At 69.8% G+C, this 20,149-nt stretch carries 22 protein-coding genes; 18 read left to right on the top strand and 4 right to left on the bottom strand.

Annotated features, from left to right (window positions below; all coding sequences use genetic code 11):
• Positions 1-105: 105 nt before the first annotated feature.
• From miaB to dapF, 3 genes are all read left to right on the top strand, one after another.
• Positions 106-1,653, top strand: a complete 1,548-nt coding sequence (gene miaB, locus FHS07_RS00945; protein ID WP_183418049.1) for a tRNA (N6-isopentenyl adenosine(37)-C2)-methylthiotransferase MiaB — start codon at positions 106-108, stop codon at positions 1,651-1,653.
• Positions 1,650-2,579 (top strand): tRNA (adenosine(37)-N6)-dimethylallyltransferase MiaA, encoded by a 930-nt coding sequence (gene miaA / locus FHS07_RS00940; RefSeq protein WP_183418048.1) that lies wholly within the window; start codon positions 1,650-1,652, stop codon positions 2,577-2,579. The genes miaB and miaA overlap by 4 nt, the downstream gene beginning before the upstream one ends.
• A gap of 94 nt (positions 2,580-2,673) precedes the next feature.
• Entirely contained in the window at positions 2,674-3,528 is an 855-nt protein-coding gene (gene dapF / locus FHS07_RS00935) for a diaminopimelate epimerase (protein ID WP_183418047.1), read from the top strand.
• A gap of 157 nt (positions 3,529-3,685) precedes the next feature.
• Here the strand turns inward: dapF and FHS07_RS00930 are convergent, their stop codons facing one another.
• Positions 3,686-4,330, bottom strand: coding sequence for a class I SAM-dependent methyltransferase (locus FHS07_RS00930; protein WP_183418046.1), 645 nt, complete (start codon positions 4,328-4,330; stop codon positions 3,686-3,688).
• A 100-nt stretch (positions 4,331-4,430) separates the two neighbouring features.
• Here FHS07_RS00930 and hflX point away from each other — a divergent pair, with 100 nt between their 5' ends.
• Complete coding sequence (hflX, locus tag FHS07_RS00925) at positions 4,431-5,948, top strand: GTPase HflX (RefSeq protein ID WP_183418045.1); 1,518 nt, start codon at positions 4,431-4,433, stop codon at positions 5,946-5,948.
• 151 nt (positions 5,949-6,099) lie between these two features.
• Here the strand turns inward: hflX and FHS07_RS00920 are convergent, their stop codons facing one another.
• Both FHS07_RS00920 and lexA read right to left on the bottom strand, forming a co-directional pair.
• Entirely contained in the window at positions 6,100-7,992 is a 1,893-nt protein-coding gene (locus FHS07_RS00920; protein ID WP_183418044.1) for a S9 family peptidase, read from the bottom strand.
• Between the two features lie 79 nt (positions 7,993-8,071).
• The gene (gene lexA, locus FHS07_RS00915) at positions 8,072-8,758 is read right to left on the bottom strand and encodes a transcriptional repressor LexA (protein ID WP_183418043.1); all 687 of its coding nucleotides are present in this window, start codon (positions 8,756-8,758) and stop codon (positions 8,072-8,074) included.
• A gap of 259 nt (positions 8,759-9,017) precedes the next feature.
• Here lexA and FHS07_RS00910 point away from each other — a divergent pair, with 259 nt between their 5' ends.
• The 6 genes from FHS07_RS00910 to FHS07_RS00885 all read left to right on the top strand — a co-directional run bounded on the left by FHS07_RS00910 (position 9,018) and on the right by FHS07_RS00885 (position 13,371).
• Positions 9,018-9,368 carry a LysM peptidoglycan-binding domain-containing protein gene (locus FHS07_RS00910; RefSeq protein ID WP_183418042.1) on the top strand — a complete coding sequence of 117 codons (351 nt, stop codon included), beginning with the start codon at positions 9,018-9,020 and terminating at the stop codon, positions 9,366-9,368.
• A 64-nt stretch (positions 9,369-9,432) separates the two neighbouring features.
• Entirely contained in the window at positions 9,433-10,518 is a 1,086-nt protein-coding gene (locus tag FHS07_RS00905; protein ID WP_425488133.1) for a histidinol-phosphate transaminase, read from the top strand.
• A complete protein-coding gene (gene hisB, locus FHS07_RS00900; RefSeq protein WP_183418040.1) occupies positions 10,515-11,129 on the top strand; it encodes an imidazoleglycerol-phosphate dehydratase HisB in 615 nt (204 codons plus the stop codon). Before FHS07_RS00905 ends, hisB begins: the two co-directional genes overlap by 4 nt.
• Positions 11,126-11,776: an imidazole glycerol phosphate synthase subunit HisH gene (gene hisH, locus FHS07_RS00895; RefSeq protein WP_183418039.1), complete on the top strand. Its 651-nt coding sequence runs from the start codon at positions 11,126-11,128 to the stop codon at positions 11,774-11,776. The genes hisB and hisH overlap by 4 nt, the downstream gene beginning before the upstream one ends.
• A gap of 46 nt (positions 11,777-11,822) precedes the next feature.
• On the top strand, positions 11,823-12,569 hold the full coding sequence (gene priA / locus FHS07_RS00890; protein ID WP_058232307.1) for a bifunctional 1-(5-phosphoribosyl)-5-((5-phosphoribosylamino)methylideneamino)imidazole-4-carboxamide isomerase/phosphoribosylanthranilate isomerase PriA: 747 nt from the start codon (positions 11,823-11,825) through the stop codon (positions 12,567-12,569).
• Positions 12,553-13,371 (top strand): SseB family protein, encoded by an 819-nt coding sequence (locus FHS07_RS00885; RefSeq protein ID WP_183418038.1) that lies wholly within the window; start codon positions 12,553-12,555, stop codon positions 13,369-13,371. The genes priA and FHS07_RS00885 overlap by 17 nt, the downstream gene beginning before the upstream one ends.
• 299 nt (positions 13,372-13,670) lie before the next feature.
• Here FHS07_RS00885 and FHS07_RS00880 read toward each other — a convergent pair whose 3' ends face one another.
• Positions 13,671-14,096 carry a DUF1844 domain-containing protein gene (locus FHS07_RS00880; protein WP_425488132.1) on the bottom strand — a complete coding sequence of 142 codons (426 nt, stop codon included), beginning with the start codon at positions 14,094-14,096 and terminating at the stop codon, positions 13,671-13,673.
• A gap of 227 nt (positions 14,097-14,323) precedes the next feature.
• Here FHS07_RS00880 and infC point away from each other — a divergent pair, with 227 nt between their 5' ends.
• From infC to FHS07_RS00840, 8 genes are all read left to right on the top strand, one after another.
• Positions 14,324-14,968 carry a translation initiation factor IF-3 gene (infC, locus tag FHS07_RS00875; protein ID WP_343054650.1) on the top strand — a complete coding sequence of 215 codons (645 nt, stop codon included), beginning with the start codon at positions 14,324-14,326 and terminating at the stop codon, positions 14,966-14,968.
• Between the two features lie 48 nt (positions 14,969-15,016).
• Entirely contained in the window at positions 15,017-15,211 is a 195-nt protein-coding gene (gene rpmI / locus FHS07_RS00870; protein ID WP_013583375.1) for a 50S ribosomal protein L35, read from the top strand.
• 29 nt (positions 15,212-15,240) lie between these two features.
• Entirely contained in the window at positions 15,241-15,624 is a 384-nt protein-coding gene (gene rplT / locus FHS07_RS00865) for a 50S ribosomal protein L20 (RefSeq protein ID WP_058232312.1), read from the top strand.
• Between the two features lie 168 nt (positions 15,625-15,792).
• Positions 15,793-16,590, top strand: coding sequence for a TrmH family RNA methyltransferase (locus FHS07_RS00860; RefSeq protein WP_183418037.1), 798 nt, complete (start codon positions 15,793-15,795; stop codon positions 16,588-16,590).
• Between the two features lie 75 nt (positions 16,591-16,665).
• The gene (locus tag FHS07_RS00855) at positions 16,666-17,427 is read left to right on the top strand and encodes an amino acid ABC transporter ATP-binding protein (RefSeq protein WP_183418036.1); all 762 of its coding nucleotides are present in this window, start codon (positions 16,666-16,668) and stop codon (positions 17,425-17,427) included.
• A 134-nt stretch (positions 17,428-17,561) separates the two neighbouring features.
• Positions 17,562-18,479 (top strand): glutamate ABC transporter substrate-binding protein, encoded by a 918-nt coding sequence (locus FHS07_RS00850; protein ID WP_183418035.1) that lies wholly within the window; start codon positions 17,562-17,564, stop codon positions 18,477-18,479.
• 77 nt (positions 18,480-18,556) lie between these two features.
• Positions 18,557-19,207, top strand: a complete 651-nt coding sequence (locus FHS07_RS00845; RefSeq protein WP_183418034.1) for an ABC transporter permease subunit — start codon at positions 18,557-18,559, stop codon at positions 19,205-19,207.
• Positions 19,204-20,121, top strand: coding sequence for an amino acid ABC transporter permease (locus FHS07_RS00840; protein ID WP_183418033.1), 918 nt, complete (start codon positions 19,204-19,206; stop codon positions 20,119-20,121). The genes FHS07_RS00845 and FHS07_RS00840 overlap by 4 nt, the downstream gene beginning before the upstream one ends.
• Positions 20,122-20,149 lie beyond the last annotated feature (28 nt).

The following is a 20,149-nucleotide window of genomic DNA, read 5'->3' as shown; positions in this document are numbered from 1 at the left end:
GTCCGGTGCACGCAGGCTTATGCCCGGATCGCGCCAGAAGGCGACCGGGCAGGGATCCGGACACCTGCGCGGGCCCGGAGAGGGCCGCTTAGACTTGCACGCATCATGACCACCGCCGCCTCCTCCCCGACGCTGATCGCGCTCTCCTCCGCCGCGCAGGGCGCGCAGGGTCCGCGCACCTACGAAGTCCGCACCTTCGGATGCCAGATGAACGTGCACGATTCCGAGCGTCTCTCCGGCTCGCTGGAGAGTGCGGGATACGTGCCCGCCGATGCCGGCGTCGAGGCCGACGTCGTCGTCATCAACACGTGCGCCGTCCGCGACAACGCGGCGGGCAAGCTGTACGGCACCCTCGGTCACCTCAAGTCGCGTAAGGACGCGCACGCGGGAATGCAGATCGCCGTCGGCGGGTGCCTCGCCCAGATGGACAAGGATGCCGTGCAGAAGAAGGCCCCCTGGGTCGACGTCGTCTTCGGCACGCACAACATGGGGTCGCTGCCCGGAATGCTCGAGCGTGCTCGACACAACGGCGAGGCCGAACTCGAGATCCTCGAGTCTCTGGAGATCTTCCCCTCCACCCTCCCCACCAAGCGCGATTCGATCCACAGCGGCTGGGTCTCGATCTCGGTGGGATGCAACAACACCTGCACCTTCTGCATCGTGCCGAGCCTGCGCGGCAAAGAGAAGGACCGTCGCCCGGGCGACATCCTCAACGAGATCCGGCTGCTCGTCGACGATGGCGCGATCGAGGTCACGCTGCTGGGCCAGAACGTGAACTCGTACGGCGTGGAGTTCGGCGATCGTCTCGCGTTCGGCAAGCTGCTGCGCGCCGCGGGCGAGATCGAGGGCCTCGAGCGCATCCGATTCACGAGCCCCCACCCCGCGGCCTTCACCGATGACGTCATCGCCGCGATGGCCGAGACCCCGGCCGTCATGCCGCAGCTCCACATGCCGCTGCAGTCCGGCTCCGACCGCATCCTCAAGGCGATGCGCCGGTCGTACCGCAGCGAGAGATTCCTCGGCATCCTCGACCGCGTGCGCGAGCGCATCCCGTACGCCGCGATCACGACCGACATCATCGTCGGCTTCCCGGGCGAGACCGAGGAGGACTTCCAGGAGACCCTGCGCGTGGTGGAAGCCTCGCGCTTCTCGAGCGCCTTCACCTTCCAGTACTCCATCCGCGAGGGCACCCCGGCGGCGACGATGGCCGACCAGGTGCCGAAGGCCGTCGTCCAGGAACGTTACGAGCGCCTCACCGCACTGCAGGACCGGATCGCCGCCGAAGAGAACCGGAAGCAGCTCGGTCGCACCCTCGACGTGCTCATCTCCGCTGGCGAGGGCAAGAAGGACGCCGAGACGCACCGCCTCACGGGCCGTGCCGAAGACAACCGACTCGTGCACGTCGAGGTACCCGCCGGCTCGCCGGTGCCGCGACCCGGCGACGTGGTCTCGGCGACCGTCACGCACGCGGCACCCTTCCACCTGCTCGCCGACTCACCCGACGGCGCAGCCCTGCGGATCCGGCGCACGCGCGCGGGGGACGCCTGGGACCGCTCACAGGCCGAGTCGTGCGGCGTTCCCGCGCCGGCGGGCCAGAGCGACGCGCCGCGCGCGGTGTCACTGGGTCTTCCCACTCTCCGCGTCGGCGTGTGACCGCGCCGGTCCTCTGGGCGGTCGTCGGAGCGACGGGGACCGGCAAGACCGGCCTCTCGCTCGACCTCGCCGATGCGCTGGATGCCCGCGGGCGCCGCGCCGAGATCATCAACGCCGATGCGATGCAGCTGTATCGCGGCATGGACATCGGCACCGCCAAGATCCCTCTCGCGGAGCGCCGCGGCATCCCGCACCACCTCTTCGACGCGCTCGCGGTCACCGATGAGGCCGCGGTCGCCTGGTATCAGGATGCCGCCCGCACGGCCATCCGCGGCATCCACGGTCGCGGCGCGGACGCCATCCTCGTCGGGGGGTCGGGTCTGTACGTCTCGAGTGTGCTGTGGGACTTCCGCTTCCCCCCGCGCGATGAGGCTCTGCGTGCGCGGCTGGAGGCGGAGTTGGAGGCCGCGGGGGCGGGTGCGCTGTATGCGCGTCTGCGCGAGGCCGACCCGGTCGCGGCCGGTCGCATCGACCCGCGCAACGGGCGCCGCGTGGTGCGGGCACTGGAGGTCCTGGCGCAGGGCGGCGAGACGCACGGCGGTGCGCTTCCGGACGCGCCGGAGTTCTGGCATCCGCACACGCGCATCGTCGCCACCGCGATAGATCGAGACGAGCTCGTACCGATGCTCGACGCCCGCGTCGAGCGCATGTGGGAGCAGGGGCTGATCGATGAGGTGCGGGCGCTGCGCGCGGACGGCCTCGAGTGGAGCGCGACCGCCGGGCGGGCGATCGGCTACGCGCAGGCTCTCGGGCAGCTGCGCGGCGCGCTCACCCGTGATGAGGCCGTCGGCGAGACGCAGGCGCTCACGCGGCGCTATGCGCGCCGCCAGGTGTCGTGGTTCCGACGCTACGCCGACGCCGTGTGGGTCGACGCGCGCAGCGTGGATGCCGAGAGCCTCACCTCAGACGCGGGGGAGCGTGCGTGACGGGCGAGCGGGTCCGTCGATGGGGGACTCCTGGTCGACCTTCCGGGGGTGCGTGAGCGCCGGAGGGGTGCAGCCCGCTCCCTAGACTGGAGGCATGGCGACTCTCCCGTTCACCAAGGGCCACGGCACCGGCAACGACTTCGTGGTGGTGGCCGATCCCGACGGAGAACTCGACCTCTCCGACGCGCAGGTCGCGGCGTTGTGCGACCGTCACTTCGGCATCGGCGCCGACGGACTGCTGCGCGTCGTGCGCACGACGTCGATCGTCGAAGGCGCGGATGCCGCGGCATCCGGTGCCGAATGGTTCATGGACTACCGCAACGCCGACGGCTCGAAGGCCGAGATGTGCGGTAACGGTACCCGCGTCTTCGCGCGTTATCTCACCGACACCGGTCTCGCATCGATCGACGACGGGCTGCGCATCGGCACCCGCGCGGGGGTCAAGACGCTCACGCGCAGTGACCGCGGCTTCGAGGTGGACCTCGGGGTCTTCGAGGTGGATGCCGACGAAACACTCGTCCGCGCGAAGGGTCTGTCGGTGGCGCGCCCCGGCGTCGGTATCGACGTGGGCAACCCGCACGTGGTCGTCGCCTTGTCGTCCGACGCCGAACTCGACGGTCTCGATCTTGCGTACCAGCCGGTGCTCGATCCCCCTCCGCGGCACGGCGCGAACGTGGAGTTCGTCGTCCCGGCCGATCCGCTCGTGCGCGACGGTGTCGGTGCGATCCGCCTGCGGGTGTTCGAGCGCGGTGTCGGCGAAACGCTGAGCTGCGGCACCGGCGTGGCTGCTGCCGCGCTCGCCGTTCGGCACTGGGCGGGTCCGGCGGCCCCCGACCACTGGGTCGTCGACACCCCGGGCGGTACCCTCGGCGTGCGCGTGTCCGGCGAGCGGGTGTTCCTGTCGGGTCCCGCGTCGCTCGTCTTCACCGGCGAGGTCGCGCTCGCTTGACGGCGTACGGGCGGCTCGCCTGAAGATCTGCGGGCGGCTGGTATCGCGCTCGCCTGACGGCGTACGGGCGGTGCGCGCGGACCCGAACCGTCCGTTTCGACGGCGCAACCCGCGGGGATGCGCGGCTGGGGGCGCGCACGGCGCGCCGGCATCCGGATCAGGCGACGATGTCGATGGGCTCGCTCCGCGGCGAGCCGTGGCGGCGCACGCGGATCACGCGGAACCCGCGACCGGTCGCGGCCCGCTGCACGCTGTAGCCGTCGACGAAGGTGGCGGCGAGCCAGCGCTGCAGGGAGTCCGAACCCAGGTTGCGCTGCACGACGAACCATCCGTCCGAACGCTCCACCATGCGGGGGATCCACTGCTGCAGCATGCCGTGCAACTCGCTCTTGCCCACGCGGATCGGCGGGTTCGAGCGAATGGTGCGGAACGAGACCTCGCCGGGAACATCCTCGGGGCGCACGGCGTTGATGTTCGTGAGGCCGAGCGACTGCGCGTTGCGCCTCACGAGATCGAGAGCACGCTCGTTGACGTCGACCGCCCACACGGTCGCGTGCGGTGAGGCGAGCGCGAGCGACAGCGAGATCGGACCCCACCCGCACCCCAGGTCGAGGAAGTGCCCGCCGGCGGGAGGGGGCGGGGTGTTGGCGAGCAGCACCGAGGTACCGGCATCCACATGATCGGGACTGAAGACCCCGCCGGCTGTGACCACCTCGAGCTCACGACCGGCGAGCGTCACGCGGATGCGGCGGAGCTGCTCGGGACTCGACGGCGACGCGCTGAAGTAGTGCTCGCTCCCCATCACGCCAGGATATCCGACCGGCCCCTCGGGCGTCGGGACGGATAAAGTGCCAGAACACCGAAATTGCCGCCGCGGCAGGGTCCGCGGCCGAAAGGAACACATGACCGAACAGACCACACCCCCGAGCATCGACGCGTCGCCGGTCGACCCGGTGGACCGCGTGCTCTCGCGCGCCGAAGCGCATCGCGGGGTCCGGGTCTTCGGTGCAGCGCAAGCGCTCCAGGATGCCACCACCGCCTACGGCGGCGATGCCGACGGCGACCAGTGGGACCGCGAGGAGCGCGCTGCGCTCCGCCGCGTGGCCGGACTCTCCACCGAGCTCGAAGACGTCACCGAGGTCGAGTACCGCCAGCTGCGCCTCGAGAACGTCGTCCTCGTCGGCGTGCACCCGCAGGGTGAGCAGGCGGATGCCGAGAACTCGCTGCGCGAGCTGTCGGCGCTGGCCGAGACCGCCGGTGCCGTCGTGCTCGACGGCGTGCTGCAGCGCCGCCCGCATCCGGATCCCGCGACCTACGTCGGACGCGGGAAGGCGGCGGAGCTGCGCGACATCGTCGCCGCCGTGGGCGCGGACACCGTCATCGCCGACACCGAACTGGCACCCAGCCAGCGTCGCGCGCTCGAAGACGTCGTGAAGGTGAAGGTGATCGACCGCACGACGGTGATCCTCGACATCTTCAGCCAGCACGCCAAGAGCCGAGAGGGCAAGGCCCAGGTCGAGCTCGCTCAGCTCGAGTACCTCCTCCCGCGCCTGCGCGGCTGGGGTGATTCGATGTCGCGTCAGGCCGGTGGACAGGTCGGCGCGGGCGGCGCGGGTATGGGCTCGCGTGGCCCCGGTGAGACCAAGATCGAGCTGGACCGTCGGCGCATCCGCACCAAGATGGCTCTGTTGCGCAAGCAGTTGCGCGATTTCGCCCCCGCCCGTGAGGCGAAGCGCGCCGAACGCAAGCGTCACACCATCCCCTCGGTCGCGATCGCCGGCTACACCAACGCCGGTAAGTCGAGTCTGCTGAACCGCCTCACCAGCGCCGGTGTCCTGGTCGAGAACGCCCTGTTCGCGACCCTGGATGCCACGGTCCGCCGTTCGGAGACGAGCGACGGCCGCGTCTACACGTTGACCGACACGGTCGGCTTCGTGCGAAACCTTCCGCACCAGCTGGTCGAGGCCTTCCGCTCGACCCTCGAGGAGGTCGGCGACGCCGACGTCATCCTGCACGTCGTCGACGCCTCGCACCCCGACCCGGCCGCGCAGTTGATGACGGTGCGCGACGTGATGGGCGATGTCGATGCGAACTTCGGACAGGAGATCGTCGTCTTCAACAAGGCCGACCTGGTCACGGATGACGACCGGCTCGTGCTGCGCGGGCTCGCGCCGAACGCGAAGTTCGTCTCCTCGCGCACCGGCGAGGGCATCGACGAGCTGCGCGCCGCCATCGAAGAGGCTTTGCCCCTGCCGGCGGTCGAGGTGCAGGCGGTCGTTCCGTACGACCGCGGCGACCTGGTGTCGGCCGTGCACGAGAGCGGACTGATCCTGGCGCAGGAGCACCGCGAGACCGGAACGTTCCTGCACGCCCACGTGGGCGCCCGCCTCGCGGCGGAGCTGGAGCCGTTCGCGGCCTGACGTGAGACGAAAGAGCCCCGCCGAGTCTTGTTCGGCGGGGCTCTTCGCGTCTGGTTCAGCGGTGACCGGCGATTCTGGCCTATTCGGGCTGTGTCATCCCGGACGGTCGCGGTGGATCCCCTCATCCGGCCCGCGGCGCGGTCGGGGGAGATCAGTCGAGGGGGAGAGCGGGTACACCCGGGGTCTCGAAGCCGAAGACCGCACCGAGGAACCCGAGCTCTCGCTGCAGGGAGTCGACGACCGTCTCGGCACGGCGGAAACCGTGACCCTCTCCCTCGTACAGCACGTAGGCGTGGGGGACCCCGTGCGCAGCGAGGGCGTCGCGGATCGCCTCGGCCTGCGATGGCGGAACGACCCGGTCTTCGGCGCCCTGCAGGATCAGCAGCGGCACGCGGAACCGCTCAGGACGACTGAGCGGCGACCGCTCGATGTACACCTGCTCCGCCTCGGGGAGCGGTCCGATGAGACCGTCGAGATATCGTGCCTCGAAGTCGTGGGTGTCTTCGGCCAGGGCGCGGGCGTCGCCGACGCCGTAGCGGGAGATGCCCGCCGAGAAGACGTCGGTGCGGGTGACGGCGGCGAGCACGGTCCATCCACCCGCGGAGCCGCCCGCGATGGCGAGGCGCTCCGGGTCGGCGAGCCCCGCCGCGGCGAGGGCCGACGCCGCCGCGGCGACGTCATCGACGTCGACCACGCCCCACTGGCCCTTCAGCCGGTCGCGGTAGGCGCGCCCGTACCCGGTGGAGCCCCCGTAGTTGACGTCGAGAACGCCGATGCCGCGACTGGTGAAGAACGCCGTCTTCGCGGACGGCGCGGGGCCGACGTGGGAGGTCGGGCCGCCGTGCACGAGCACGACGTAGGGCGGGCGCTCGCCCGCGGGGGCCGTGACCTCGGGATGCGTGGGTGCGTAGGCGAAGGCGTGCACCGGGCCGTGCGGCCCCTCCGTCTCGAGGGCACGCGCCGACGGCATCCACTCGTCACCCCAGGAGCCGGATCCCCCCGTCACGAGGTCGACGACGCCGGAGTCGAGGTCGACCAGCCACAGGCCGGATCGGCCCGCGCTATCGGCTCCGGAGATCAGCACCCGGGCGTCGCGCGCATCGTCGACGGTGGCGCCGGCCACCACGGGGACGTCGAGCGGCCGGACGCCCGACGGGGCGATCTCGACGATCTGGTCGGCACCGTCCGTTCGCACCGCGACGATGCGGCCGTCGCCCGCCGCACCGAACCATCGCGTGCCGAGCACCCACAACCCGCCGCCGGTGTCGGCGTCCGCCGGCGCGACGGGCTGCGCGTCACCGTCGAGGGGACGACGGAAGAGGTTCCACCGGCCGCCCGGGTCGTCGGCGTACAGCAGTTCGTCGTCTGCGAGCCAGACGGGCTGCAGGGGCGCACGGTCGTCGCCACCCGCGAGGTCGTGCACTTCTTCGGATGCGAGGTCGGCGACGCGCAGGATCGTGGCGTCCCAAGGCATGTCGGGGTGGTTCCACGCGATCCACGCGAGCCGACCGCCGTCGGGGCTCAGCGCCGGCTGAGCGAGGAAGTGGCTGCCCTCGGCGAGCACGTCGACGGTTCCGGAATCGTCGGTGGCGACGCGCACGATGGCTCGCACCGGGACGCGCTCGGCGCCGTGCGTCTCGCGGACCGCCAGGAGGGCGCCGTGCTCGAAGCGCAGACCGCCGTGGCGCACGGTGTCGTCGGCCGGGGTGAGGGCGCGCGCTCCACCGCCGGGCCGAAGGGCGTACACCCGCTGGTCGGTCCTCTCGACGTAATAGAGCTCGCCTTCGTCGGAGGCGGTCCAGGCGCCGCCCCCGTACTCGTGGACCGCGGAGCGGGCGTTGGCGGGAGCGGGAAGGACGGTCTCGACGGAGCCGTCGGCGCGACGACGCTTCACTGCGACGCGGCCGGCCTCGGAGGGGACGGATTCGCCCCACCACACCTCGTCGCCGACGATCCGCGCACCGTCGACGCGCGGGGTCGACTGCGCCACCGACTCGGGGGTGATGGGTGAGGGCCAGGAACCGTAGGGGAGGGTGTCTGCCATCCTCCCAGCCTAGGGAGGGCCTGCGACATCCGCCTCGGCACCCGCGGCTCGCCCGCGGTGGAGCGCTGGTCGGCGCATCTCAGACGGCGCGCAGCACCGCCACGATGCGACCCAGCACGACGGCCTCGTCGCCGAGGATGGGCTCGAACGCGCTGTTGCGGGGGAGGAGCCAGGTGTGTCCATCGCGGCGGCGGAACGTCTTCACCGTGGCCTCACCATCGAGCATCGCCGCGACGATCTCGCCGTTCTCGGCGGTGGCCTGCGAGCGGACGACGACCCAGTCGCCGTCGCAGATCGCCGCGTCGATCATCGACTCGCCCGAGACCTTGAGCATGAACAACTCACCCTTGCCGACGAGCTGGCGCGGGAGGGGGAAGATCTCCTCGACCTGCTGGTCGGCGGTGATGGGCACGCCCGCCGCGATCCGGCCCACCAGGGGCACGAGGGCGGCATCGCCCACCGAGGGTGCGGTGTCGGCCGGGTTCTCGGCGGCGGTGCCGGGAAGGTCGATCAGCACCTCCATGGCGCGGGTCTTGCCCGGGTCGCGGCGCAGGTAGCCGCTGAGTTCGAGCTGGTTCAGCTGGTGGGTGACGCTCGAGAGGGACTTCAGGCCGACCGCGTCGCCGATCTCGCGCATGCTCGGCGGGTACCCGTGCCGCGCGATCGATCGCTGGATGACCTCGAGGATCGCGAGCTGCTTGTCGCTGAGGCTCTTCCGCCGACGCGTCTGCGGTCGTTCGCGGCCGGCGGTCGTCGCGTCGGTCATCTGATGCTCCCCTCGCGCCGCGGGAAGGGCGGCGGAAATTCGAATGTCGGAGGTTGATGGTGAGGTCTCCGTGTCGAAACCGTATCCGGTCGACGAGGCGAATCACACGGAACCTGACGCGTGTCGCGTTCGATTCGTCTCCGAGATCCGCCGTCTTGACACCCTCGCAGTATCGAAGATAGATTCGGAATACAGATTCGCACTCCCGCCCTCCCGGCCGAGGGTGGGGTGCGAATCTCTCCCCACTGAGGAGCACACCATGACCAGCATCGCCATCTCCGCCCCCACCACCCGCCTGCGCATCACGCCGCGCGGTCGCCGCGTCGTCACCTTCCTGGTGTCACTGCCGCTCGTCGTGGGTCTCGGTGTCGCGATCGTCGGCGGCGGTGCCGCGCTGGCCTCGAACGACACCGGTGCCCCCGTCGGTTCCTTCGCCGAGGTCACCGTCATGAGCGGCGAGACCCTGTGGTCGATCGCCGAAGAGCTGGCGCCCGCGGCCGATCCCCGCGACGTCGTCGCCCAGATCTCCCGTCTCAACGCCCTGTCCGGTGGCTCGGTGGCGGCCGGTCAGCGCATCGCGATCCCGGCCGAGTACGCCCCCACGAACTGACGTCCGCTCCGCGTCGGCTATGCCGCGTGAGTCGCCACGGCGCCCGCCGCCTACGATGGGTGGGGTGACCGTACGCCTCGACGACCTCCCTCTTCGCGACGATCTGCGGGGGATGACCCCCTATGGGGCACCGCAGGCGCCGCTGCCCGTGGCGCTGAATGTGAACGAGAACACGCATCCCGTTCCGTCGGAGGTCGCGGACGACATCCTGGATGCCGTCGCCCGGGCCCTCCGTGACGTCAACCGCTATCCCGACCGGGAGTTCACCGCGCTGCGGGAGGCGTTCGCTCAGTACGTGGGCCACGGCCTGGGTGCCGAGCAGATCTGGGCGGCCAACGGCTCGAACGAGGTGCTGCAGCACATCCTCCAGGCGTTCGGTGGTCCCGGTCGCACCGCGATGGGTTTCGCACCCACCTACTCGATGTACCCGATTCTCACGCGCGCGACCGGTGCGCGATGGATCGCCGGGCACCGCGAGCACGATTTCTCCTTGACGGCGGAGTCGGCGGCCGCACAGGTCCGTGAGCAGCGACCCGACATCGTCTTCCTCTGCGCCCCCAACAACCCCACGGGTACCCCGCTCCGACGCGACGTCATCGAAGCGGTCTACGACGCGACCGACGGTGTCGTCATCGTCGACGAGGCGTACGAGGAGTTCGCCCCTCGCGACGAGCCCTCTGCCGTGGCGCTCCTTCCCGGCCGTCCTCGGTTGGTCGTCTCGCGCACGATGAGCAAGGCCTTCGCGTTCGCCGGCGCGCGGGTGGGCTATCTCGCAGCCGACCCGGCCTTCGTCGACGCCCTGCGCCTGGTGCGTCTGCCGTACCACCTGAGCGCCTTGACCCAGGCGGCGGCGACCGCCGCGCTGGGCCACGCCGAGACGATGCTGGGGATGGTCGACGAGATCGTCGCCCAGCGTGACCGCATCTCGGCGACGGTGTCGGCCTTGGGCTACACGGCGCACGAGTCGTGGACGAACTTCGTGCTGTTCGGCGGAGTCGATGACCCGGCCGCGACCTGGAAGGCCCTGTACGACCGCGGTGTGCTCATCCGCGACGTCGGCATCCCCCACCACCTGCGCGTCTCGGCCGGAACGGCCGACGAGACCACCGCGTTCCTCGACGCCCTCGCCTCGATAGGATCCCGATCATGACCGGCCCCGCCACGCCCCGCACCGCCTCGATCACGCGCGAAACGAGCGAGTCGCACATCGAGCTCGAGGTGGATCTCGACGGACGCGGTGCGAGCGACATCCAGACGACGGTGCCGTTCTTCGACCACATGCTCACGGCGTTCGCGAAGCACTCGCTCACCGACCTGCGCGTGCGCGCCAGCGGCGACACCCACATCGACGCCCACCACACCGTGGAAGACACCTCGATCGTGCTCGGCCAGGCGATCCGGCAGGCACTCGGCGACAAGTCCGGCATCGCGCGCTACGGCGACGCCCTCGTGCCGCTCGACGAGGCTCTGGCGCAGGCGGTGGTCGACATCAGCGGTCGTCCGTACCTCGTGCACACGGGCGAGCCGGTCGGCTTCGAGCACCACCTCATCGGGGGCCACTTCACCGGCTCGCTCGTACGCCACTCCTTCGAGGCCATCTCGATCCACGCGGGGCTCACCGTGCACGTGCGCGTCCTCGGCGGACGCGATCCGCACCATATCGCCGAGGCGGAGTACAAGGCGCTCGCCCGCGCCTTCCGTCACGCCAAGGCGCTCGATCCCCTCGTCGACGGCATCCCGAGCACCAAGGGTGCGCTGTGACGGCCAAACCCGTCGTCGCGGTCCTCGATTACGGGTCGGGCAACGTCCACTCCGCGGTCAAGGCGCTCGTCGAGGCCGGCGCCGACGCGCGCCTGACCTCCGACCGATCTCTGCTCCTCGACGCCGACGGTCTCCTGGTGCCCGGTGTCGGCGCGTTCCGCGCCGTCATGGAGTCGCTGATTGCCAGTCGCGGGGGCGAGATCATCGACCGCCGCCTCGCCGGTGGGCGACCGGTCCTCGGCATCTGCGTCGGCATGCAGGTCATGTTCGATCGCGGGATCGAGCGTGGCGCCGACACGTCGGGGCTGGGGGAGTGGCCGGGCACGGTCGCCGAGCTCAAGGCCCCCGTACTGCCGCATATGGGCTGGAACACCGTCGCCGCGGGCGAGGGGTCGCGCCTGTTCGAGGGGATAGAGCGCGAGCGGTTCTATTTCGTGCACTCCTACGCCGCGCAAGAGTGGTTGCTGGACGTCACCCCGCCGTTTCCGCAGCCCTCCGTGACCTGGTGCACCTACGGTGCGCCCTTCATCGCGGCGGTCGAGAACGGTCCGCTGGCGGCGACCCAGTTCCACCCCGAGAAGTCGGGCGAGGCCGGCATCCGCCTTCTCGCCAATTGGATCGACGGGCTGCGCGCGACTACTGTGTGACCTCGTGCCCCGGCTCGGCGAGATGCGCCGAAGGGTGCGAGGAGCCATGAACGATTTCGCGTCCACGCCCGAACTTGTGCTGCTTCCGGCGGTCGATGTCGCCGACGGCAAAGCCGTCCGCTTGACCCAGGGTGAGGCCGGCACCGAGACCAGCTACGGCGACCCCGTCGATGCGGCCGCCGACTTCGCCCGCCAGGGCGCGCAGTGGATCCACCTCGTCGACCTCGACGCCGCCTTCGGCCGTGGCAGCAATGCCAACGTCATGCGCAAGGTCATCAAGCAGGTCAAGGGCGTGCAGGTGGAGCTGTCGGGCGGCATCCGCGACGACCGCACGCTCGAGGCGGCGCTCGAGAGCGGCGCGAGCCGCATCAACCTCGGCACCGCGGCGCTCGAGAACCCCGAGTGGGCGGCCGACGTCATCAACCGCTACGGCGAGGCCATCGCGGTCGGTCTCGACGTGCGCGGCACGACCCTCGCCGCGCGCGGCTGGACGCGCGACGGTGGCGACCTGTGGACGGTGCTCGAGCGTCTCGAGGACGCAGGATGCAGCCGCTACGTCGTCACCGACGTCACCAAGGACGGCACGCTCCGTGGCCCGAACATCGAACTGCTGCGCGAGATGACCCAGCGCACCCCCAAGCCGATCGTCGCCTCCGGCGGCGTGTCGAGCCTCGACGACATTGCGGCGCTGCGCGACCTCGTGCCCCTCGGCGTCGAGGGCGCGATCGTCGGCAAGGCGCTCTACGCGGGGCAGTTCACGCTCGCTGAGGCACTGGATGTCGCCGGACACTGACGGTCCGGTCGGAGACGGGTCGCACGGTCACGGCCCACACGGCGCCGGTGCCGACTCGGCGGGCCTCCCCTGGGAGGGCCGCAGTTTTTCGCCCAATCCGCACTCGGGCGATGATGGGTCGGCTGACCCCGCGTTGCTCGCGGCGCTGCTCGCGTTCCAGGCAGCGGAGGGTGATGCGCGTGCGGTGGTCGACGCCTACCGCGAGGCGCGCCTGCTGATCCCGCTCGTCGCCGAGAAGGGCGATCACGGCATCGGCGCGCACGGGCTCGAGGTCGACAAGACGCAGGAGCTCTCGATCGTCACGGTCGCCGCCCCGGACGGGCGCAAGGTCCTCCCGGTTTTCACCTCCGTCGCGGCACTTCAGACATGGGATGCCACGGCGCGCCCCGTCCCCGCCGATGGTCGACGCACCGCGCTGGCCGCGGCGTCCGAGGACACCGAGCTCATCGTGATCGACCCGGGATCCGAGACGGAGTTCGTCATCCGCCGCCCCGCCGTCTGGGCGATCGCCCAGGGCGAGTCGTGGGAGCCCGCCCACACCTCGCCGACGATCTTCACGGGCCTGCAGCAGAGCATCTCGGGTGAACTGGCGGTGCTCGACCTCGCGGTGGAGTCGGGGGACCCCACGGGTCGTCTGCGCGGGCCGGAGCTCGTCGTGCACCTGCAGCTGATGTCGGGGCTGGAGCAGGAGGAGTTGGATGCGGTTCTCGCGCGCATCGCCCGCCGGTGGGCTTCCGACGACCGCATCGCCGTCCTGGTCGACTCGCTCACGGTGAAGCTGCATCGCAGCAACGAATCCTGACCCCGTCCCCGCGCTGCGCGGGAGCGGCACGTGCGATCGCGCCGCGACAGGCGGTCGTTCGAGAACAGGGGGCGGGGCTGCCGGTGCGTCGGCCCGCGGCACAGGGCGCAGGGATGTCCCCTTCCCCAGTCGATCGGCGGAAGGCGGACGCCTCATACCCCTACGGGTGCCACGGAGGAGTCGGCCGCGGAGGGAGAGGGCGCAGGAATGGCCCCTCCCCGGGGCAATCGGGGTAGGGGCCCTGCTCTTGCCCCGGGGAGGGGCTATTCCGGAGCCCGGTACCCCCCGGAACGAACGACCTACGTGACGGGACCCGTCCACTTCTCTCCCGGCCCCTTACCGATCGGGTCCTGGATCGTCGATGCCTCGCGGAACGCCAGCTGAAGCGAGCGCAGCCCGTCGCGCAGCGACCGCGCGTGCATGTCGCTGATCTCGGGGGCGCCGGCGGTGATGAGTCCGGCGAGGGCGTTGATGAGCTTGCGTGCCTCGTCGAGGTCGAGCTGGTGGGTGGGATCGTCGGCGAGCCCCGTCTTGACGGCCGCCGCGCTCATGAGGTGCACGGCCGCGGTGGTGATGACCTCGACGGCGGGGACGTCGGCGATGTCGCGGGTGGCGGAGGATGCCGCACGTTCCTGCTCTTCCCAGCGCGCGAGGCGCTCGTCCTCGCCTCCGTGACGGTGCGCGGAGTGGTCGTCGGCGGGCTGGTCGGAGGGGATCGTGTCCACGTGAATCTCTCTGCTAGACTGTGGCGGGCTTCGGAGCTTTCCGCTCCGTACGAAAGAGGATCACATCCCACCCGCGCTTGCCGCTCCAGGCTACCGGGTTCCCGCACTCCGCTCCGTTTCGCACGGGGTCGCCTGGGTGCAGAAGCCGGTGCTGATAGCACCGTGCCGGGTGGCGTGTTTCTCCTCTTCGCCCGCGATTCGATCGAATCGCGGCGGCCGTCGTCCGCATACAAGAGGAGTTCCGCATCAGCGATCCCCGCACCAACGAGCGCATCCGAGTCCCGGAGGTCCGTCTCGTCGGACCCAACGGCGAGCAGGTCGGCATCGTCCGCATCGAAGCTGCGCTGCGCCTGGCCCAGGAAGCGGACCTCGACCTGGTCGAGGTTGCGCCGAGCTCGAAGCCGCCCGTGGTCAAGATCATGGATTACGGCAAGTTCAAGTACGAGGCCGCACAGAAGGCCAAAGAGACGCGTCGTAACCAGGCGAACACCGTCCTCAAAGAGGTCCGGTTCCGTCTGAAGATCGAGGCCCACGACTACATCACCAAGCTCAAGCGCGCCGAGGGCTTCCTTCAGGCGGGCGACAAGGTGAAGGCCATGATCCTGTTCCGCGGTCGCGAGCAGTCGCGTCCCGAGCAGGGTGTGCGTCTGCTCCGCAAGTTCGCGGAAGACGTCGCCGAGTTCGGCACCGTCGAGTCGAACCCCACGATCGACGGCCGAAACATGGTGATGGTGGTCGCACCTCACAAGAACAAGTCCGAGGTCAAGACCGAGCAGAACGCCCAGCGCGCGGCGAACCGTGAAGCGGCGCGCAGCGCCGCTCGCGGCGACTCGGACTCGGAAGAAACCCCCTCCTCGGCCCCCGCCGAGTAGAGCTCCCCAGACTCCCGCTCCGCCGGGAAGACCAACGAAGGAAGACAGATGCCGAAGCAGAAGACCCACTCGGGCGCCAAGAAGCGCTTCAAGCTCACCGGTAGCGGCAAGCTCATGAAGCAGCAGGCCGGCATGCGCCACAACCTCGAAGGCAAAGCCTCGAAGCGCACCCGCCGCCTGAACCAGGAGCAGGTCCTGGCCAAGGGCGACTCGAAGGTCGCCAAGAAGCTCCTCGGTCTCTGAGCGCCGACGCACGTTAGGAAGAAACAGAAATGGCTAGAGTCAAGCGGGCAGTAAACGCCCACAAGAAGCGTCGCGTCATCCTGGAGCGCGCCTCCGGTTACCGCGGTCAGCGTTCGCGCCTGTACCGCAAGGCCAAGGAGCAGGTCACCCACTCCCTGGTCTACGCGTACCGCGACCGTCGCAAGCGCAAGGGCGACTTCCGTCGTCTGTGGATCCAGCGCATCAACGCGGCATCCCGTCAGAACGGCCTCACGTACAACCGCTTCATCCAGGGCCTCGGCCTCGCGGGTGTGCAGGTCGACCGTCGCATGCTCGCTGAGCTCGCGGTGAACGAGCCCGCCGTGTTCGCCTCGCTCGTGCAGACCGCCAAGGCGGCCCTGCCCAGCGACGTCAACGCGCCGAAGTCCGCGTAACCCGCGTCTTCTTCCCGGAACGGGCGCCCTCCTCGCGAGGGCGCCCGTTCTGCTGTGTGCGCGCCCGGGCGGGTCCGCGTCGCCATCGTGCTGCGCACGGCGCGGCATCCTGGCGCGGCGTCCGCGCGGCACCCGGTGTGCATACCGGGGGAGCCATACACTGAGGGCGTGCTGGAGAACCCCCGTTCGCCGCGGGTACGCGCCGTGGCCAAACTGAGCAAGCGCGCCGCCCGTCAGGAGACCGGACTCTTCCTGCTCGAGGGCCCCCAGGCGGCACGGGAGGCCCTCGCGTGGGCCCCCGAGACGGTCCTCGAGGTGTACGCCACCCCCACGGCCCTCGAGAAGCACGTCGATGTGCGCGACGCCGCCGAGCAGGCCGGTGTCGATCTGCAGTACACGACGGAGGCCGTGCTGGATGCCATGGCCGACACCGTGACGCCGCAGGGCATCGTCGCGGTGGCGCGGCAGGCGCCCACGGCGCTGAAGGACGTGCTCGCGGCAGGCCCGCGGCTCATCGCGATCTGCGAGGAGGTCCGCGACCCGGGCAACCTCGGCACCATCATCCGCGCCGCGGACGCGGCGGGGGCGGATGCCGTCATCCTCACCGGACGCACCGTCGACCCCTACAACCCGAAGGTCGTCCGCTCGACGACGGGGTCGCTGTTCCACCTCCCGGTGGCCGTCGATCTGGAACTCGCCGACGTGGTGGAGCGCGTACACGAGGCGGGTCTTCGCGTCGTCGCCGCCGATGTCGGCGGGGACGACTTCCTCGCGTCGCGCGAGGTGCTCGCCGAGCCGACCGCGTGGTTGTTCGGCAACGAGGCGCGGGGTCTCGATGACGAAGCCCTCGCTCGTGCCGACCTGGCGCTGCGGCTTCCGATCTACGGTCGCGCCGAGTCGCTCAACCTCGCCACGGCAGCCAGCGTGTGCCTCTACGAGACGGCATTCGCCCAGCGGGCGCGCTGACAGCGGCTGTTACAGAACGGTTAAGGCGCGCGTCGGAAGGTGGTCGGCGGCGCGTCGCCCTCATAGTGTGGGGGCATGGCATCCGTTCCCCCGACGACCTCCGAGCCGCTTGTCGTCGTCTCCGACGTCCAGAAGCACTACGGGCAGTTCCAGGCGCTCAAAGACATCGACCTCACCGTCGACCGCGGCGAGGTCGTCGTGGTCATCGGCCCCTCGGGGTCGGGAAAGTCCACTCTCTGCCGCACGATCAACCGTCTCGAGACGATCACGAGCGGCACCATCAGCATCGACGGCAAGGAGCTTCCCAAAGAGGGGAAGGGTCTGGCCGAGCTGCGCGCCGACGTGGGCATGGTCTTCCAGTCGTTCAACCTCTTCGCGCACCTGACGATCCTCGAGAACGTCACCCTCGGCCCCCTCAAGGTCCGCAAGATGAAGAAGGCGGATGCCGAGAAAGAGGCGCGTGCGCTCCTCGATCGCGTGGGCGTCGGGCACCAGGCCGACAAGCTCCCCGCACAGCTCTCGGGTGGGCAGCAGCAGCGCGTCGCGATCGCGCGCGCACTGGCGATGAAGCCGAAGGTCATGCTCTTCGACGAGCCCACCTCGGCCCTCGACCCCGAGATGATCAACGAGGTGCTCGACGTCATGGTCGGTCTCGCCAAGGACGGCATGACGATGATCGTCGTCACGCACGAGATGGGCTTCGCCCGCAAGGCCGCCAATCGCGTCGTGTTCATGGCCGACGGGCAGATCGTCGAGCAAGCCGCGCCCGAGCAGTTCTTCACAAACCCCCAGTCCGACCGGGCCAAAGACTTCCTGTCGAAGCTCATCACGCACTGACGGCACCCATCATGACGGCGACGAACGAGGAGGTTCTTCGCCGAGGCGCGAGCGTCCCCACCCCCGAGGGTTTCGCCGCGCCGTCCCCCGAGACCCATCTATCCGCACAGCACACGTAACTAAGGAGACATCACATGCGTAAGACACGTTTTCTCGCCGGCGCGAGCATCGTCGCCGCCGGCCTGCTGGCCCTGACGGCCTGCAACAGCGGCACCCCCGGCGCGGCTCCCGGCGCCGAAGGCGGCGCCGGCGACGAGCCCGTCTACGGTGCGGTCGCCACCGACGTGACCATCGAGGGCAGCCCCACGTTCGACAAGATCACCTCTGCCGGCAAGGTCGTCGTCGGTGTGAAGGAAGACCAGCCCGGCCTCGGCTACCTTGACCCCGTCACGGGTGAGCGCAAGGGCTTCGACGTCGACGTGGCACGGTGGATCGCCGCCTCGCTCGGATTCGACCCCGCCGACTCCTCGAAGGTGGAGTACAAGGCGATCGCCTCCGCGAACCGCGAGCAGGCCATCATCAACGGCGACATCGACTACTACGTCGGTACGTACTCCATCACCGACAAGCGCAAAGAGCAGATTGCTTTCGCCGGACCCTACTTCCTCACGGGCCAGGGACTTCTCGTCGCCGCCGACAACGACACCATCACGGGCAAGGACTCGCTGACCGCCGAGACGACCGTGTGCTCGGTGACGGGTTCGACTCCTATCCAGCGCATCCGCGAGCAGACTCCCGCGCAGGTCGTCGAGTTCGACACCTACTCGCAGTGCGTCGAGAAGCTGAAGAACGGTGAAGTGGATGCCGTGACCACCGACGAGGCCATCCTGCTCGGATACGCAGCGCAGGACCCCGACAACCTGAAGATCGCAGGTGAGCCCTTCAGTGAGGAGCGCTACGGCGTCGGTATCGCCAAGGGCGACGCTGCGTTCCAGGAGTTCGTGAACACGATGTTCACCGACGGTGGCACCACGTGGCAGGCCATCTTCGAAGCGAACCTCGGCGCCTCGGGCGTCTCCGGCGAACAGCCCACGGTCGACCCCGTCAGCTGATCCCCGGGTGCGGGCGGCGCCTCGCGCGCCGCCCGCACCACCCGCGAAAGACGACGACAGAGAACGGACAGCGTGCGGTGAATCAGATCTTCGACTACCCCGACCTGTGGGCGCAGGCGTTATGGGGGACGGTCGTGCTCTTCTTCGGCGGAGCACTCATCGCCCTGGTGCTCGGCTTCATCGTCGCGGCGATGCGCGTCTCACCGGTGCCGATCGCCCGCGCCGTCGGTGCCGTCTACGTCAACTGGATCCGCAACACCCCGCTGACGCTGGTGCTGTTCTTCTTCGCGTTCTGTGTGCCGCTGCTGATCGACGTGCCGCGCGGAAGCTTCCTGTGGCTGGCCGTCTGCGGTCTCGGCATCTACACGGCGACGTATGTCGCCGAAACGCTGCGCTCTGGGATCAACACCGTCCCCGTCGGTCAGGCGGAGGCTGCCCGAGCCCTCGGTCTCGGCTTCGGCCAAGTCATGACCCTCGTGGTGCTGCCGCAGGCCACGCGCTCGGTGATCCCCCCGATGATGAGCGTCTTCATCGCCCTGTTGAAGAACACGACCGTCGCCGCGGGATTCTCGGTGGTGAACCTCGGCAACATCCGCGCAACGATGAGCGAGAACGGTGAGAATCAGCTCGTGACCATCGTCCTGGTGATGGCGGTCTTCGTCGCTCTCGTGCTGCTGCTGGCGGCACTGCAGAACGCGGCCGAGAAGAAGTGGAAGGTGGCCCGATGAGCTCCTCCGTCCTTTACGACGTCCCCGGCCCCCGCGCCCGGGTGCGCAACCGCATCCTCGGCGCCGCGACGCTCGCCGTCGTGGCGGCGATCATCGGCTTCGTGGTCTGGCGTTTCATCGACACGGGTCAGTTCTCCGCGGCCAAGTGGAACGTATTCAGCTACAGCGCGATCTGGGAGCGTTTCGGTCAGGCGACCCTGGCGACCCTCGCAGCCTTCGCCGTCGCGGCCGTCGGCGCCCTCGTCCTCGGCTTCATCCTGGCCATCGGCCGACTGTCCGACCACCGGTGGGTACGCCTGCCGGTCGGCTGGGCCGTCGAGCTCCTCCGCGCCGTCCCCGTCCTCGTCTTCATGCTGCTGCTGTACTACGGCCTCCCCGTCATCGGCATCAGGATGTCGTCGTACTGGGCTGTCGTGATCGCGCTGGTCCTCTACAACGGGTCGGTGTTGTCCGAGGTCATCCGCGCCGGTGTCGAAGCCCTGCCCCGAGGACAGAGCGAGGCCGGGTACGCCGTAGGTCTGCGGAAGGCCGGTGTGATGCGGCTCATCTTGCTGCCGCAGGCGATCCGCGCGATGCTGCCGGTCATTATCGCCCAGCTCGTCGTGACGCTGAAGGACACCGCGCTCGGCTTCATCATCACCTACCCCGAACTGCTCTACTTCGCACGACTTCTCGGCTCGAACGGCGAGTACGGCTCACCGCTGATCCAGGCCGCGCTGGTCGCGAGCGTCATCTACGTCGCGATGTGCCTCCTCCTGTCGTATCTGGCGCACCGCGTCGAGATCGGCCTGCGCCGCTCGCCCAAGGCCAGCAAGGTCGCTGGCGCCGAGCCTGCCGGGCAGACCGGCACGGACACCGAGCTCATCGTGGCGCAGCGTGGTTTCGGAAAGAACGACCCCGGTTCAGCGTCGTGACCTGACATCGCGCGTCGGTCTCGTCGAC

Source organism: Microbacterium proteolyticum (assembly GCF_014192415.1).
Taxonomy (GTDB): domain Bacteria; phylum Actinomycetota; class Actinomycetes; order Actinomycetales; family Microbacteriaceae; genus Microbacterium; species Microbacterium proteolyticum.
The sequence above is the reverse complement of the archived record's forward strand: the minus strand, read 5'-3'. Positions and strand labels throughout refer to the sequence as shown.

Coding starts and splice junctions, on each gene's coding strand:
- FHS07_RS00910 (WP_183418042.1), top strand. CDS start 9,018: ATGACCAGCATCGCCATCTCCGCCCCCACCACCCGCCTGCGCATCACG.
- FHS07_RS00850 (WP_183418035.1), top strand. CDS start 17,562: ATGCGTAAGACACGTTTTCTCGCCGGCGCGAGCATCGTCGCCGCCGGC.
- FHS07_RS00885 (WP_183418038.1), top strand. CDS start 12,553: ATGTCGCCGGACACTGACGGTCCGGTCGGAGACGGGTCGCACGGTCAC.
- FHS07_RS00930 (WP_183418046.1), bottom strand. CDS start 4,330: ATGGGGAGCGAGCACTACTTCAGCGCGTCGCCGTCGAGTCCCGAGCAG.
- FHS07_RS00855 (WP_183418036.1), top strand. CDS start 16,666: ATGGCATCCGTTCCCCCGACGACCTCCGAGCCGCTTGTCGTCGTCTCC.
- miaB (WP_183418049.1), top strand. CDS start 106: ATGACCACCGCCGCCTCCTCCCCGACGCTGATCGCGCTCTCCTCCGCC.
- hisB (WP_183418040.1), top strand. CDS start 10,515: ATGACCGGCCCCGCCACGCCCCGCACCGCCTCGATCACGCGCGAAACG.
- rplT (WP_058232312.1), top strand. CDS start 15,241: ATGGCTAGAGTCAAGCGGGCAGTAAACGCCCACAAGAAGCGTCGCGTC.
- lexA (WP_183418043.1), bottom strand. CDS start 8,758: ATGACCGACGCGACGACCGCCGGCCGCGAACGACCGCAGACGCGTCGG.
- hflX (WP_183418045.1), top strand. CDS start 4,431: ATGACCGAACAGACCACACCCCCGAGCATCGACGCGTCGCCGGTCGAC.
- priA (WP_058232307.1), top strand. CDS start 11,823: ATGAACGATTTCGCGTCCACGCCCGAACTTGTGCTGCTTCCGGCGGTC.
- FHS07_RS00920 (WP_183418044.1), bottom strand. CDS start 7,992: ATGGCAGACACCCTCCCCTACGGTTCCTGGCCCTCACCCATCACCCCC.
- rpmI (WP_013583375.1), top strand. CDS start 15,017: ATGCCGAAGCAGAAGACCCACTCGGGCGCCAAGAAGCGCTTCAAGCTC.
- dapF (WP_183418047.1), top strand. CDS start 2,674: ATGGCGACTCTCCCGTTCACCAAGGGCCACGGCACCGGCAACGACTTC.
- FHS07_RS00840 (WP_183418033.1), top strand. CDS start 19,204: ATGAGCTCCTCCGTCCTTTACGACGTCCCCGGCCCCCGCGCCCGGGTG.